Source organism: Nocardia sp. 2TAF39 (assembly GCF_052114905.1).
In the GTDB taxonomy this organism is placed as follows: Bacteria; Actinomycetota; Actinomycetes; order Mycobacteriales; family Mycobacteriaceae; genus Nocardia.
The window spans coordinates 26,156-43,937 of sequence record NZ_JBFRFQ010000009.1; the positions used below are offsets into that span (position 1 = coordinate 26,156).

General features: G+C 66.1%; 1 protein-coding gene (only partly in view). It reads left to right on the forward strand.

The whole window is internal to a LacI family DNA-binding transcriptional regulator gene (locus AB4Z47_RS07600; RefSeq protein WP_441949028.1) on the forward strand: the coding sequence, 64,554 nt in all, runs 21,752 nt past the left edge and 25,020 nt past the right edge, and what appears here is coding positions 21,753-39,534 (codon 7,251, partial, through codon 13,178, complete); the first codon wholly inside the window starts at position 2. The start codon and the stop codon both lie outside this window.

Sequence of the window (17,782 nt, forward strand, 5' to 3'; positions counted from 1 at the left end):
GCTGTCGGTGGAATACCCCATCGAGGACATACTCTCGGGCCCGTTCGACTCGCCGGCGCGCCGAGACCTGAAGCAGCGGCTTCACGAGAACCAGATGGCATTGGCGGAATTCGGTGACCTGTCGCCGGAAGCCCAGGTCGAGCACCAGGCCGAAATAGCGCACGCCACTGCCCTGGTGCGGACGCTGAGCGAGCAGATCCGGACGCTCGACGAAGCTGATCGGCTCAACGAGCGGGTCAAGCTGATCGACACGCTGGCGGCGGCGCTGTACGCGGAATATGGCAGGTATCGCCGCCGCCGCCTCAGCCGCGAAGGCCGCGATTTTGTGGTGTTCCGGGAGTTGGCCGTCCAGGCCACGGATCTCGGTCGCATCGCCGCGGAGCTGACCGACCTGCAACAGAATGTTCCACGGCCACGGCCGGTGCGTGGCATCGACATCGATCTGTCGGCCCACGGCTGGGATCCGATGAACCTGTCGGAGTCCCGGCAGAACCTGGAATTCGCGTTGCTGGCCAATGGGGCGAACCTGGGCGAGCTGTTCCCGAATGTGGATCCGGACACCGTGACTCCCGAGATGGTCGACGAGCTGATCACCAGGGAACCTGCCCGGGACGGGGTGTGGGAGGCGCATCAGCTGGTCCAGCAGCGGGCGGAAGTCCACGAGCTGCTCGACATGGCCGGTCGGATTGAGCGCCGCAATGAACGGCTGGAGCAGCTGAACAGCGAACTGACTGCCGGTTTGCGAGGGTCGGTCGGCGATGAACTGCGCGCGATTCCAGAGGGCTCGATCGGATTGGGACCAGAGCTGGTCGATCTGCAGCTCGAGGAACAGCAGTGGCGTAATGACCTGCGGGCGAAACTGGTCGCACTGGACGTCGATTTATTGGACGAGGCCGAGTCCGATCGTCTGGATCGGCAACGCGCCGACCTGGCCAAGGAATTCGTCGCGCTCTATTATCCGGGGCTCACCGCCGAGCAGCAGGCGCAGCAAGTCGAACGGCTGACGGCCACCGAGGTGCTAAAACTGACCGGGCAGTTGGAGCCGGGTCGCGGTGGCTCGGAAGCGGTCGAGGTCCTGCAGCGGCTGAGTGAGCTCGATACCGCCCGAGGTCTGTTCAAGCGCTACGTGACAGCGGAGGTGCGCGAAGTTACCCTCGGCAACCTGGATGACGCGCTCGATGACGCGTACACCCAGCTGCGTGAGGCGGGCCGGACCCTGGATGCCGCCGAAACAGAGGCCGAGCAGGCGCTGGCCCAAGCGGAGGTGGAGTACCGGCGGCATCGACTCGAACTGCTGCGTGCGCTGCGCGATGAGCTCGCCGAGCTGGTGACGCGGCGGCGGGCGGCGCAGTATCAACGCGGCCTCACCGAGCTCCGGCTGATCAAAGAGGCCAAAGAACGGGGCGTCGACTGGAAACAGTTGTGGGACAACGACATCGACTACTTCTTGATTCGCACCGAAATCAACACCTGTGAAGAGTTGTTGACGCTCGGGCTGTTCAAAGTCACCATCCTGCTCGATGGCTCCGACTTCGTTGCCTTCGCGCGGGAGATCACTGCGGCGGTCACCGCATACAGCGCAGGCGGACTGGGTGATGTCGGTGACGATATCGAAGCGATAGTGGACGATCTCGTCGACCGGCAGCCGCCCACCGCCGATCCCCGCAGCAGGCGGCCGCAGCTGGAGATCGACCGCGGCGCAGTCCGCCAGGCATTGACCAAGGCGGTGCGGGAGGCCCGCGACACCCTGCCCGAGGGGCTGCGCAACCAACGCCACCCGGTGGTGCTGCCGGTGCTGGAGACGGTGGACGCGCTGCTGCGGCAACCGGACAAAACGCTGAATATGTTGCGGGAGAACGGGTCTGATGAGAGCGCACTCGCCCTCATTTCGGGCCTGGTCGCCGAACACCATCGGCTCGATGCGAAGATCGACGAGGCCGACGAGGACGGTGCGGCGCAGATGCGTATCCGGGTCGTCGCGCTGGCCGAGCGCATCAAACTCGCGCGCCAGGCCCGGGAGAACGGTGAGCCCGCGGAGTCCCTCCTGGTCCCTGCGGTCGGGCCCGCACCCGAGGACGGCAACTGTGTGCCGACGACCGGGCTGACGGCCAATGACTACTACTACGAGGTGCGCAAGGCCCGCGAGGCGGCACGGCCCGAGGGCGAAGAGGGCAAACCGGTTCGCGCGGTGGCGATCCCGGATGTCGTGATGGACAAGGACGGTGCCCCCGCCGCCGCGTTGGGCTGGCTGGCCGGCGGTCGCATCGACTTCGCGGGCGAAGGGACCGCCGGGCATGAGCTGATCGCGGGCCGGCTGTTGGGGATGCCGGAAGGCCGCCCGCTGCCGAAGCAGCCGCAGGACGGTCCGAGTGAGGACCAGCGCCGCACCAAGCAGGGCCACGGGGCGTTGGTCATCGACACCTACTACGACGATGTGCCGGGCTGGGGCGGCAAACGCAAACGTAACCGGGTGCACGCCTACCTCGTGGTGAACGAGGGCGGCGAACTGATCAAACTCGATCTGCACGGCAATGTGATCGGTGAATTCCACCCGGCTATGGCGGTCGGGACGGTCAAGGAGAGCCACCTCATCGAACTCGACGAGTTCGGCGACCCGGCGCACGAGATCGGCACCGTCCCGGACGAGGCGACGGCTTCCCGGCTCGGCGACGCCGATGTCGCGGGCACCCCCACGCAACCGGAGCCATCGGAATTCACTGCGGGCGAGATCAATCCGGCGCTTCGTGAGCTGCGCCGCGCTGCGGAACGACGGCGCGAGCAGCTGCTGGCGGATCTGCTGCAGGACTATGAGCCCGACGACCTGCTGCCGGAATCGGCGGCGCGGCGCGAGCTGTTCCGCGACTTCGTCACTGTGTGTTCGGTGATGGAACGGCTGCGGGATCTGCTGCCGGGCACTTTGAGTAATCCGGTCACGCTGCTGCATGAGCTCGCGTTCCTGCAGGAGCTGGACGGCAAATCCACCGAGTTCGCCGCTGCCGAGGCGCAGCTGCGTCGCCTGCACCGCCGGGTACAGGGCTTCGCCGAAGCCGACCGGATGGCGCAGCGGATGCGACAGATCGACACCATGGACGCGGCGCTGCACGAGTCCTTCCTGCGGGCCGGCCGCGACCCGGGACACGTCGAGGCTTTCCGGCGGATGGCCGACAATTTCGCCTGGATCGGTCAGCTGGCCGTGGAACTCCGCGAAATGGAGAATCCACCGCGGCCGCAGTGGGTGAACGGCGCCGACATCGACCTGATCACTTACGACTGGAATCCCAGCCGGCCTGCGGAAACCCGGACGGGACTGGAAGAACGGTTGGTGATCAACGGAATTGAGCTGGCCGATTTTCTGTCCCCGGGTGAGGATCCGGATGCGGTGACCGGTCGGCGCCGCCAAGAGCTGCTGGACGGTGCGAGTGATCCGCTGCGTCGGTTCAAGCTCGAAGACCTGTTCCAGCAGCGGGCGGAGATCCGGGAGCTGCTCGACACACTCGACCGGATCGAATCCCGGGAGCAACGCCTGGCCGGGCTGCCGAGACTGCGGGACGATCTGGACCAGGCTCTGTCGCTGGCCGCGGACGCATCGCCCACGACCGCGCCGGTCAGCGATACCCCGGTCGGATTGGGGCCGATGCTGGTCCGGCTCCGTGGCATCGAGTTGCTGCAGCACCAAGCGGCACGCGTCCAACTGGTGGATCGTGCTCTCGACCCGGATGGCGACCCCGAGGAGATCGCCGACCTGGAACGCGACCGGAACCGGCTGGCCGACAAACTCGCCCGGTTGCGCGGCACGACAACGGTGACACTGACGCCGTACCTGATCGAAGCGGAGGCCGCCGGTCTGACGCCTGGTGCGGGCGGCACGCCGGAGACCGAGACGGTGCTCGAGCTGCGTGCGGTCGATATCAAACTGTCCCTGCTCGGTGACCGTGCCCGCACCAGGAACTCGGTCACGGTCGCGACATTGCTGGAACAGGCGCTGGTGGAGGCGCACGAGCAGCATCGGGTGGCGGAGCGCGCCGCGGCCGCGGCCCAGGGCAGCAGTCGGCAGGCCGCCGCCGAGCAGCAGGCACAGCGCAGCCGTGATCGGCTGGCGACACTGCGGCAGGCACGCACCGAGCTCACCGAGGTGGTTGTCCGTTGGCGGAAAACCCGGCAACGACTCGTCGCACTCGAGCAACAGCTTGCCGAGCAGGCCGACGAGACCGGTGCGGACCTGAACGAGTCGCGTTACCGCAACACCGAATACGGAATGCTGCGCATCGAAAGCCGGCAACGCGACAAGGAGCTCACCCTCGCCGCGGTGCGGACAACCGTGAAGGTGACGCGACCCGGCCAATCGGCCGGCACGGCGCAGCATGACCTGGGCACCGGCTCGGCGGATGTGACCGCGGTCGGCCTCGATGACACCGACACCGACAGCGACGCCTCGGCTGCGGACTCGACCTCGGACAGCGCGGCTGACCAGAAGCTACCCGCTCAGCCACCGCAGCCGGACTCGGACAGCCAGGGGGGCGGTAATGGTGACGGCGCGGAAGGAGCGCTGTCGCTGCCGGAGGATTCGCCGGAGTTCTCCGAGGGTGAACTCCGCTTGGCCATGCATGAATTGCGGCATGCCGCAGAACGGCACCGGGACAGGCTGCATGCGCGGCTGCTGCGGTTCTATGACGTCGCCGACTTGGCCGACCCCGCGCGTACCCGGGCCGACCTGGAAGCCGAACATGCGCAGGCCGTCGAGCTGTTGGAGTCGGTGCAAGGACTTCCGCAGGGGACACTCGATGACCCGGCCCGGCTCGAACAGGAGTTGGAGACCCTGCGTGCGCAGGCGGACAAGTCGTCGGAGGTGGACTCCGCCGAGAAGTACCTGCGGTCGCTGCACGATCGGATGGCCATATTCGCCGAAGTCGATCACCACGAGACCCGGATGCGGCAGATCGACACCCTGGCGCAGGCGCTGCATGAGCAATATCGGCGCGCCCGGCGAGATGTCCTGGCTATGTTCGAATTCCGGCAGTTGGCGCAGGAGGCCGCACGTCTGGGCCGGATCGCCGACCAGGCGCACACCCTCGAACAGTTCCCCCGGCAGCCGGAACAGGTGGCCGGTGCGGATATCGAGCTGGTCGACTACGCCGAGTGGGATCCCGAGCATCCGGCCGAATCCGAAGTGAAGCTGCTCCAGCGTTCGATGAACACCGTGACGGACCTGATCGACATCTTGGGTCAGGACCCGGGGTCGATGTCCCGCGAGGAGTTCCGGGAGCTGTTGGATCAGGCGGATCCGCTGGTGCGGTTGCAGATCGACAAGCTCGTGGTGGAAGCGGCTCAGCTGCAGGAGTTGGCCCGCACCATGCGGCTTATCCGCGACGACCAAGAAACGTTGGCGGGATTGCACGCGCAGCTGGACGACGGACTGTCGGATGCGATGCAGCGGTGGCCCGCAGCCGAACCGGTCGCCGATGTCCCGGTCGGCTTGGGTGCCGAGCTGGCCGGATTCCACGTCGAGGAAGTGCGGCGCCGCGACAGGGAACGCGCCACACTGAAAAAGCACGGTATCGACCCGGCATCGCCGGACACCGAGTACAACCGGTTGCAGGGCGAGCGCCCCGAGCTGGTCGAACAATTCAAACGGTTGTACGACGGCCATGTCCCGGCGGAGTTCGACGTCTTGGCGGCCGCAGTGCTGGCCATGGAACTGCCCGCGGACGATCCGGCCACTGCGGCGCTGGGGCAGGTATTAGCCAAGGACCAGGCGATGGTCCACGCCTGGACTGCCGCACGCCGACATTCCCGAATCGGGGCCGTCGAGATCCTGGAGAACGCGCTCCTGCAGGCGCATGTTGACCACAACCGCACCGTCAGGTCCGCCGCGGCCGGAACCAGCCGCGAGGCCGAGGCACAGGCAGTGGTGCAGCGCCACAACCGCACACTGATCCGGCTGCGCGAGGCGCGTGCCGAGCTCACCGACGTCGTCGCGGGGCGACGGATGGCGCAGCAGCGACTCCGCGACATCGAGGCTCGGCTGAAACTGGAGGCCGAGCAGACCGAGACCGAATTGGACCTGGTCCGGCTCAACGATCTCGAGTACCGCGCGCTGCAAACCGAATTGCAGCAGCGCGAACAGGACTTGGACGACACACTGCAGCGCACTCTCAGGACGGTGCTGCAGAACGATGCGCAGCCGACGGCGCCGGTAACGACAGACCCAGAGGGGATGTCACACGACAACGTCGAGACTGAAACGCTGGATGCCGACAGCGAAAGTTCTGCAGACGGCTCGGTTTCGGATGGCACGGACGAGTATCGGCCGCCGTTGCCGGAACAGGATTCCGTCGAGGTCTCGGCGACTGGTGACGCGGACCTGGACGTCGACGCCGAACCGCTGGTGTCGAAGGAAGACCAGCTGGGTGATGTTCGTGGTGACGTCCATGTCGCCGGCACACCTGCCCAGCCGGTCGGGGGTTCACCGCAACGCTTGGCGGAGTTGACCCGAGCCCAACATGCCGCGGATCTGGCGTACCGCCGGTTGCGTCAGCGGCGTGCGACGCTGGTGCAACGCGGGCCCGAGGACACCGAGCTGTCGAACGAGCTGCGGGGTATCGCGCAGGACGAGCAGCGGTTCGAACAGCTGCGGGATCTGGGTCGCCGCCATCTGCTCGCGGTGTTGGAGCACGCGCGGCGCGTGCCGGGGCCGGCCAAGGATGCGGCTGCGGAGCGCGTGGCCGAACTGGACCGGCAGATCGAGAACCTGTTGGCGCTGTGGGGAATTCACTCTGGCGCCATTGGGCGGGTGCTGCACGGCGACGTGGTGGCGGCGGTGCAGACACTGGCCGATTTGCTCGGCGACGATGTGGTCGCCAGGCCGGATACCGTCGCATTCGGCGCGTCACCGGAGGCTCTGCCAGAGGCCACCCGCGGGCGGGTGCTGCGGTATCCGGATCAGTGGTATGTGCGGCAGGATCTGATCGATCGAGGCTCGGGCGCAACGGCTTTGCTGATCGACCACACCGGATCCGGGGTGCGCCGCTATGTGCTGACCAACATCGACGGCACGATCATGATGATCGACCGAGACTCGGGCGTGGTCGAGGAGTTCGCTCCGGAACGTCGCGATGGCCGGATTGTCGAAGCAGTGCATTTCGATGCCGACGAAGGGCCGGTGCACCCGGTCGACGGCGAATGGCAGACCGTGCCGCAGACCCCGCCCGCGAATTCCACCGACGCCCTGATCGCGATGGGAACGCGAGCACAAGAAACCTTCCGGCTCTATGCCGCCACTCGCACGCAGCTGAACGGCACGGGACAGATCGACGCCGAACTAGCCAGACTGCACACTCTGCATGCGGGGCGCGTGCGGGCGATGGTGGACCACCATGTGGCCACCGCGGAGTACCGCGAGTTGACGGCAGAGCTCGGGTTCGATCCGGATACCTTCGGTCTGCAACAGCTTTCCGAGCTACAGCGGATGTCGCGCCGACCGATTGCGGAGGACGGACGGACGGCACTGAACCGGGTCGTCGCCGCGGTCGTGCGGGCGGATGCCGAGGTGCGACGGCTGGATCTGGCGATCGCCGACGGAGTCGCGCAGCTGCCCAAGGCCGCCATCGGTCGGCGCGGCGGCCCTTGTGGACCGGCGGTGGTGATGGCGGCTGCGGCCCTCACCGAGAACACGGATATCGGGCAGCTCGCCTGGGATGTGAATCACGTCGGCGGTACTCCGGATTATGCGCTGTCGGCCGCGCTCGGGGCGCAGCACTGGCAGTTCCCGGGCGGGCACGACCAGATACGGCAACTGCTCACGGACGGCGCCGTTATCGTGGTGACCGACAGCTACGAGGGTGCTCCTTCGCACACCTATGCGTTGACCAGCAGGGACGGCCGGATCGTGGTCGTCGACTTGGCCAGTGGCGAGGTCTACGGCTCCCGACACCGCGCTGTCGTCAATGCCGTAGCCTCCGGCGGTTTCCTTTTCAGGCCTGGTGGTTCGGCCCGGCACCCGCTGCCGGAGGCGGTACGAGCGGAATTGGAAAGCCTGGTCACCCAACAGGACCGGGATTTGCATACGCTCCGGAAGGCGCTCGAGTTCCGCGACGGACTGGCCGACCTCCTTCCACTCGAGCCTGGATATCGCCTGGAATCTCGCGAGGACATTGCGAATATCGTTGGACGGCTTCGACAGTGGGCCGACACCGAGCCGAAGCAGCGCCGTGTCACACGCTTCGAGCAGGCTGCGCTGACGCATCTGGAGGCGACGGAAGCGCTCGAGCGGAGCGCTGGCGCTGTCCGCGATCTGCTCTACGGCGCAGGCCGAAACGAGCCGCCGTCGTATACGCCCGAGTTCGCGGAGCTGGAGCGCCGCCGCGACGAGCAGGTGCGCGCGCTGCGGATGCACGTGGACGATGGGTCGCCGCGGATTCCGGTGCGTGAGGCGATCGATTCGATGCTGCGCTATATCGCGACCGAGCGGGTCGCGTTGGCGACCAGCCTCGGGGTTCCGGTTGACATACTCGACGATGTCACCTTGTTCGGTAGTACCCGTCTGCGCGACCTCGACAACCGCGGCGAACTGCGCACCATGCTCGACGACCTGAAGCGTTTATCGCGGATACAGGACCGTTACGAAGAACTCGCCGCGGAACTCGGCGTGCGGCGGCAGTCGGAGTTCCTGGTCTCGGCCTGGTGGCACGGTAAGAGCAGCCCGGTCGAGAACGCCCGCCCGAAACTTTCTCTGCTGCAGCGGCGTATCGACGACCTGTCCACCGAGATAGACACCTTGGCGGGGCGGCTTCGCATCGACGAGGATGTCGACGAGCTACGCGAGGTCTCGCCGGCGCTGGTCGAGCTGCGCAGGCGCGCCGAGTGGGAGTGGGCAACGCTGGCCGCCGAGATGAAGGTGGATCCGGCCGATGTGGCCGATATCGACCTGGAGTGGCTGCAGTCCTTCGGGGCGGGAACACCGTTGATCACGAGCGCGATGAAGTGGGACGATCGGCGTACGGAGATCCAGCGACAGCTGCGCTTCGTCGAGCTGGTCACCGAACGTGAGCACGCCCGGATGATGCTCGATGCCGAAATATCGCGGCGTGCGTTGGACGATGCGGAGCTGGCGGCGGATATCGCCGAGCGGACCGGCCTGGACTTGCGGCACGCCGAACCGCTGCGTGGGCATGTCCTGCATGTGGCTACGGCCGAGTCCGAACCCGATGTGCTGGTGCTCCTCGGCACCGACGGTGGCCCCGACGCGATACTCGACGATCTGGTCGCCCACCATCGGAAGTTCGCGAATGTCCTGGGACCGAATCCGCCCTACCGAGTGGTGTTCGTCCGGCTCGGCGTGGACGAGTTCGAGTTGTCGACGCGGTGGCCCGGCGAGCCCGCGATCGCGGTCGACGCCATCGAAGAGGTTGCGCCGCGGTATGCAGAACCCAGCAATGCGCAGATCCGGGCCGCCTTCCTCGACGCCTATCTGAGCTATGGGCGGCTGCCCGGGGTCGGATTCGACACCTGGCTGGCCTCGGTAGGGCCGATCACCGCCGACACCACCCTCGGCGACCTGGCCCGTCGGGTGCCGGCCGACGAGGTCGACGAGCTGGGCGATCGGTTCACCGCCCGAGCCGTGGCCCGCCGGTTGGTTCGCGGTGAACTCGGCGGCCAGCACCTGCATTTCGACGCTCCGCCGCGCAGGAACCATCAGCGGGGTTCGGTTCGGACCGAGGTCGCCGGATTCCCGATCGACATCGCATACGTCCGCGATTGGGACGGTACCTGCTGGGTCAACTATGGGGAGGACTCGTCGGGTAACGGGCCTACCAGGGTGTTGGCGTCCCGGTTCGACGGCTGGCACGGCGCCGACGAGGAAGCCTTGGCCCAGACCATCACCGCGGCCCTGCTCGATCCGGCGACGGAGATCGCCCCCGCATCGCTACCGGATGAGTTGCCTGAGGATGCTTGGCAGGAGCGGTTCGCCGAAAAGGTCGACAGCCTGGCGACGGCCTGGCAGAGGTGGGCGGTGGCCTCCGGCCCGCAGGAGTTGCCTGAGGCCATCGTCAGCCGATTGCGCCATCCCGAGGCCCGGCTGGCCGCCGGGGTGCTGGCCGCTCGGGATGTGTTGGCCGCCGAAGGCGCGGTCCCGGTCGGCGAAGGCGTCGGGATCGTGCTGGGCAAACCGTGGCGGATTGTGGTCGCCGGCCCGGTCGCGAACCTGGATGCGGTGCTGCACCAGGCGGGTCTGGCCCGTGCCGGCGTCCCCGTGACCTTCTTCCATGTCACCGTCGACGAGCAGGGTCGGCGCACTGTGACCCGGCTGCCCTGGCCCCCACGGACTGGAGGTAGTCGCTCCGAGGCGCCGGCTGTCTATTACGAGCCGCATTACCAGCGGATGTATGCGTCGTCCTGGGACGCCGCACTCGAGGCCGGCCTCGCGCATCTGGATACCCAACCAGTACAACCGGATTCGGTAGTGGTGACCGACAACGGCGACACCGCCTGGCTCGCGCCGCTGGGGGAGCACCTGCGCAACCAGTGTGCGGTACAGGTGTTGGCACAATTGCGGGCATGGAGCGATTTCCAGTTCGGTGAACTGGAGAACGTCGGTCTGGCCGGTGTCGACCCGAAAGACTTCCGGAAAGCCCTTCGGGCGCAGCTGGTTCCGATCCCGACGGACCCAGAGGAGCCGACGGACCGCTACGCCGCGGTGAAGCGTCGGCTGCTGGCATTGGGCAACGGTGCCCAGGCGGTGATCGTCGACGAGTACGCCGAGCATGAGCACGAGGTGATCGACGGGAAACGGGTGGGTGCGCACACCTACCGGTTGGTGAACGTAAACGGCGAGATCCTGGTGTTCGATCCGGGCCGTAACCGGTACCACCCGTACCCACCGGTGTCTGATCGGGTTGTCGTTGGTTCCTGGTCGGCCGAATTCCGCCAGTTCGGGGTCCCGGTCAACCGGTTGACCGAGGAGCATGTCGACGCTCCATTGCCGTCGACGAATATCGGTATGTCGGAGGACACTCCCGCCGAGGGTGACCCGCGGCTTGCGGAGCTGGCGCGAGCACAGCACGCCGCCGACCTCGACCGCGGCCGGCTGCGGCAGCAGCGCCGGGAGGTGCTCACCGAGCTGAACGCGGACCCGAACCGGTCCACGGCGGAACTGCTTGCGCAGGATGATGACCCGCGGTTGCAGGCAATTCAGGAGGATGAGCAGCGGCATAAGCGGATGCGGGCTGACAGTCGAGCACACCTGGCCGCGGTGCTGGAGCACGCGCGCCTGGCCGGCCGTGGCGAGGACACGACCCAGGCCGCGGCGCAGGTGGCCGAGGCCGACCGAAGGCTGGGCGAAGCATTGGCGGAGTTGGATATTCGACCCGAGGAAGCCGTCGCGGGCGTGAGTCCCAAGACGGTCGCCGCGCTGGTCACGGTCGCCGACCTGCACGGTGACGAGGCGGTGCTGGGATCGGAATACGACAACTTCTCCGCCATGCTTCAGGATTTATCCAACGGTGCCGCCGGGCGTGAGTTGCCTTATCCGGAACCGGATCTGCTGGTTGCTGACCTGATTGACCGGGGACCGGGTGCGACGGCGTCGGTGACAGAGTTCACCGACACCGGTCCGAGTGCCTATGTGCTGACCAATTACGACGGCACGATCATGCGGATCGACCGCACCATCGGTGTGGTCGAGGAATTCGTCCCGGTCCGGGATGTTTCCCGGACCTACCAGGCGACACTGTATGCCGACGGCGCGCAGGTGCATCCGGCCGATGCTGACTGGCCGATGGCGCCGATTCTCCCGATAGCCAAGTCGGAGATGCGAGATGAGCAGCACCGGGTATTGTTCGCGGCCACGGTGGACCAGTTGGATCGGTACGGTCACCTAGACGCCGAGTTGCAGCGGCTGCACGCCCTCGTACAGCGGCGGCTGCTGGTGTTGGTGGACTACTACGAGGCTAGCTATCCGCGAGCGGGCTTGCCAGGCTTGGCGCACCTGGCGCGGCTGCGTGAGCTGGCGCAGGGCCCGCCGCTGGAAGACAGCGTGATTGAATTGGCCGCCCCCGTCGACCGGGTAACGGCGTTGGCTGCCCAGGTGGCGGAGCTGGACCGAGAACTGGCCGATGGGTTGGCGAATTTGCCGGTGCCCGAGATAGATCCGGCCGATCTGTACGACATCGTCTGCGGGGCTTCGGCCGCGTTGTCGATGGCGGCCCTGACCGGCAATACCGGGATGCGGCCGACTGAAGCGGATATGGTGAAAATCGGCACCGCGCAGTTTGAGTCCGCTGCCGCGGCAGGCGCCTATCCGCGCCGGTTCACCAGTTTCGATGAGGTGAAACAGGTTCTGACCGACCTCGGCCCCGGTGCCTCGATGCAGATGTTCTTCCGCGACGGTGACACTGCGGGTCATACCAATGTGGCGATCAACCGTGGCGGCCGGATTCTGGTGGTGGACTGGGCGGGCGCGTACGTCCACGACTTCTACTGGCTGCCGGATCACACCCCCAAAGCGCCGTTCGTCGAAGCTCTGGTGTTTGTCGACGATGTTGCCATGCATCCGATGCCGGAGCGGACACGATCGCGGATCACCGATATCACGCGGCGGCATAAGCGTCAGATACGACTGGCTCGGGATGCGCAAGCCGAGGCGGAAGCCGCGGCCGGTGAGCTCGGCATCGCCCCCGAAAGTTTCCTGGGATTCCCGACAGCGACTGTCGCGGTTTTCTCACAGCTGCGCCAGGACACCACCGATCCGCGGCGGCTGCAGCTGATCGGAACATGTGAGGCAGCGGCCGCCGCATACATCGAGGCCGTGAACGCGCAGAACTCGCTCGACACCGCGGGCTTCGACCTGTTGTATGGGTCGGGACAGGATGCAGCGCCGCTGTATGCCGATACCGATGCGGATGCGCCGGTATTGGTAGGAGCCCGCGGCCCCTTGGTCCACGGAGGGCGCCCTTTTGCGTTGGCGCAGGCGCTGGGTGTAGCCGACACCCATTACGGTTCGCTGCGGCGGTCCCTGTACGACGAACTTCGCGGTCTCGGGTGGGAAGCCGATCGGGATCAGTCGACTGCGGAGCTGTTGTCCGCTGCGCCCAAAGGTGCGTCGCGCTCCATTCTGGCCGAAATCCGTGCGGCAGAGCAGTGGCACGACAGGCTGGGGGACCTCGCTCGCCAATATTGTGTCGCGCTATTGGAATACGACTACCAGCTGAGCAAGGCCGGTGAATCGCCTGAAGCTGCCAAGGCCGTCGTCCAGGCCATGATCGCCGTGGATCAGCTGAAGGCGCGTCTGGTGGATGCTTTGGCGGAGTGGGGATTCCAACCCGATGACACTGAGCTGCCGCGCTCCGAAGCGCTCGCGGCGCGGCAGACGCTTGTCGACCAGGTCTTCCCGGCCGACGTCGAGCCACAACTGGTGCCGCGGTTCGACTCCGGGGAAGTGTCCGACCACCGGTACGAGCAGGCGCAGCAGCTGTATGCCACGGCATTCGAACGGGATCGGGTGCACGCCGAGGCGATGGAGTTGGCGCAGCAGCACGGCGTCGATCCGGAGCAGCTGGATCTGGCTCAGGAGCAGGTTGACATGGACCCGGCGCTCGGCAAGCTTGCCGAGCTGCTGCGCCGCCACCAACAGCTCACCGACGAACTCGCTGGGCTGAACCCGGTGAACGCGGAACGGGTGCAGGCGATAGTGGCCCACCATGCCGCCACCGCCGAATTCACCGAACTGGCCACCACTCTCGGACTGAATCCGGCGGCGCTGAGCCTGGAGCAGGTGGCGCGTCTGAATATCACGGAATTGGCCGAGCTTGCCGCCCGGGTCGCGCAATGCGATGCCGAGGTGCGTAGCCTCGACCAGGCGATGGCCGACGGTTTCGCCGCTCGCGATCCGGCGGTGATCAGCGCGGGCGAGGTGCGGGACTTCGCTGCCCCGGCAGCGGTGTTGGCTGCCGCGGCGTTGACGGGCAACCCGAATATTCGGCCGGCCGGCTGGGATGTGGACTCAATGTCCGGCATCGAGCATTACCTGACCGCCGCTGCGCTCGGTGCCCAACCGCGGAATTTCCGTGGCGGACACGACGAGATGGCGCAGGTGCTGGTATCGCACGGCGACACGATCGTGGTGCTCGGCACCGATGGCGGTCATCCCTATGTCATCACCAACTACCGGGGCCGGATCGTGGTCGTCGACTGGAACGGCGCTCTGGTCCATGACTTCCCGCCACGGGGTGCGAGTGAGACAACCCTGATCGAAGGCATTGCGTTCGTGAACGGTTCGGCGCTGCACTCGATGGCCGACGCTGTGCGTGCGGAGCTGGAAAATTTTGCCGCGCAGCGAGACCGCGTGTTGCGAGAGGCGCGGGCTGCGCGGGAGGAGCGCAACCGACTGGCTGAGGGACTGGTATCCGATCCGGATGTGGAGCTGGCTTCCGGAGCGAGTCTGGCCGACGAGGTCGCACAATTGCGGCGGGAATCATCGCCGACCGATCTGGCGCGCCATGAGCGTCTGGATCGGCTCGAACGTGCTGCCATGGACTATCTCACGGCATTGGACGTAGCTCGCAGCATTGATTTGGCGGCGGGCGATGCGCTGTATGGGCCCAGCGTGACGGTAGCGCCCGATTACTCTCCAGCCGAGGGCAGTCAGGAGCTGTACGACGAACTCGAGGAATTCGAGTTCGCCGACGAGCCGGAACGGTCAACAGCCATTGGCCCCTACGAGCAGCCCTCGCAGTCGGAAGGCCGCGTCGTACGGAATACGAGCGATGTGGACACCGGCTCGGATAGCACGGAGGGTGGTTCGCCGCCGTGGATGCTTTCTACCGTGCGGCTCTATACCACCTCGATCGAACTGGGGCGGATCGAGGCCCATATCCAGCAGCTGGCAGAACAACTGGATGACGCCAACAACATACGACGATCCGATTCGCCGGTGACAGAGTTGGTTGCCGATTTCGACAAGGCGATTGCGTTGCGGCAACAGGTCACCGAGGAACTTACCTGGCTGAATGCGGTATATCGGGAGTATGTCCGGGCGCAGATGGCGGCTCGCCGATATGACGCGACAGCGGATCAGGTTCAGCGGGCGACCACAGAGGTACATCGCCTCGGAAAGGTGTTGCGTGAAGGGTTCGCAGCCCGCCGACGGGTGCCGGACAAATTTGCCCTCGACAGCGTGCTGTATGACTTCTGCGCGCCGCAGTCGATTCTGTTGGTGGCGGCACTCACTGGCAATCCCGATATTCGACCGATCCAGCGGGATGTCAGCCTCACCGGAACCCATCCTTTCGTGGACGCGGCTGCTCTCGGTGGCCGACTGCGTCCGTTTTCGGGGCCCGATGAGATAGCGCAAGTCTTGGATGACTTGGGTGACGGTGCTCTGATGTTGGCGAGCCGGACACTTCGCGATGGCAGTGGTCATGTCTTTGTCGTATTCAACGACAACGGCCGCATTCGTGGGATCGATGCTGTGGACCTCACCATCGGTACGGTGCTGTATGACTTCCCGTCGGAACTCGACCAGGAAGCGACGTCGTGGGAGGGAACTGTTTTCGGCGCTGACGTCCCAGTGTCGCCGTTGACCGATGCGGCACGTGCCGAGCTGGAACAGCTCTGGCCGCAATACCTCGAAGCGGACGCCGAACATACGCGGCGGAAGACAGAGGTGGACGAGTTTCTACGCCAGTTGCCACCTTCCCTGGCGACTGCGCAAGCGGAGACGACTTTGCAATCGGAATGGTACGCGGCGATCGAACGGTTGCGCGACGTTGCGTGGGAAGGCAAGTCGACTCGGTTTATCGACGATTTCGCGGCGGCTTCTGGCCGCTACTTCGAAATGGTCGACACGGTCAATAGGATGTCGAACCGGGCGCAGGAATTGTCCGGAATGGCCATCGACTACGTGTCTCCGGCACCGGGTGTCGTGTCGCTGAAGCGGCGGATCGATGAACTGACCACCGAAATACAACTACTGGCACCGGAAATGAATGTCAGTAGTGAGGTGGGCCCGCAGCAGCTGGTCGAGTTGCGTCGTCGCGCCAGGGCCGACTGGGCGGCCCTGGCCGCCGAATTGTGGGTCGATCCGTCCGTATTGCTCGATATCGACCTGGAGACCATTCCGGGCGACGAGACCGTGCAGTCCACGCGGCTGGCCTTGCGGCTGCGGGATCTGGCGCAGCGGCGGGAGGAAATTCAGAAACGCCGTCGGTTCGACGGGCTGGTCACGAAACGTCAGCACGAGCAGAAGCTGTTCAACCGTGAGATGTCGCGGCGCATGATCCTCGGCGGAAAGATCACGGCCCAGATCGGCCCGCATTACGGTCTGGACCCGGAGCGGGCTCGCACGGTGAACGACCATGTCGTGTATGTCGCCACCGCCGAGTCGGAACGTGATGTGCTGCTGGTCTTCACGACCGATGATCGTCCCGAGGTGGCACTCGACGAGCTGGTCGCCGGCCACCCGGAGTTTGCGGACGTGTGGGGACAAAACCCGCGCTATCAGGTGGTGCATGTCAAGCTCGACGTGGACATCAGCAGTGAGTCGGCCATGAAACTCCGGTTGGCCTACCGCGACGAGAAGATCGAGCCGCGACGGCCCGGGGAGCCGGGAAATATTCCGGAGCACCGAGATAGGATGGTGGATCTGCCGCCGGCCCGGCCGGCATGGGAACCGGCTGCGGGTAGGCGTGCCTGGCCGGAGGCTGTTACCGCTCGGCTGCATCATCCGGAAGCTCGGTTGGCTGCAGGGGTGTTGGCGGCTCGGGATGTGCTCGCTGCCGAGGGTGCGGTGCCGCTGGCTGAAGGCGTCGGCCTGGTGGCGGGCAGGTTCCTGCGGATCGTGGTCGCCGCACCGGTTCCGAACCTGGATACGCTGCTGCAGAACGCTACTGGGATGACCCGCGAGGAATTGGCGCGTTTCGGTGTCGCGGTGACCTATCACCATGTTTCGGTCGACAGCGATGGCGCGGCCACCGTCCAGCAGCTGGCACGCTCGCCGCAGTCGGCGACCGTGTCGCGGACTGCGCAGCAGATGGACTACTACAGCCAGGAATTCCAGCGCCTGGACGCGTTGGCTTGGGAGGCTGTGGTCGCGGCGGATCTGGCGCATCTGGACACCCAGCCGGCGCAGGTGGTCTCGGCCGCGTCGACTGGCGACAGCGACACCGACTGGATTCCGCCGCAGTTGGTGGAGCATCTGCGTAACCAGTGCGCGGTCTTGGTGTTGGCCCAGTTGGAAGCAGCGGGGGTGCGGGTCGGTGATCTGGGTGAGGTCGGCTTGGCCGGGGTGGATCCGAAGGTGTTCCGGAAAGCTTTGGGTGCCCGGCTGGTTCAGGTCGACGCGGATTCGGCGTATCCGGGTGATCCGCTTGCGGCGGTGAAACAGCGGCTGCTGGATGCGGGTGATGGCGCGCATGCGGTGATCGTCGAGGAATACGCCGGACAGCATCACGAGGATGTCGACGGAAAACGGGTGGGGGCGCATGCTTTCCGGTTGGTGAATGTGCGCGGCGAGGTCATGGTGTTCGACCCGGGCCGCAACCGGTACCACTCGTACCCACCGGCCACCGACCGTGTCGTGGTCGGCAGATGGGCGGCGGAATTCGGCAGGAACGGCCGTCCGGTGGAGGAACTGACACCGGAGATGGAGAACGACCCGCTGCCGACCGTGAACATCGGCATGGACGAGATTCCCCCTGATCCAGGGCCTGGGGAACCGTTCGGGTGGATGTCCGACGAGCAGTGGCGACAGCGTGTTCTCGAGCGGCTGCGGGCGCTGGGGCGGGAGCAT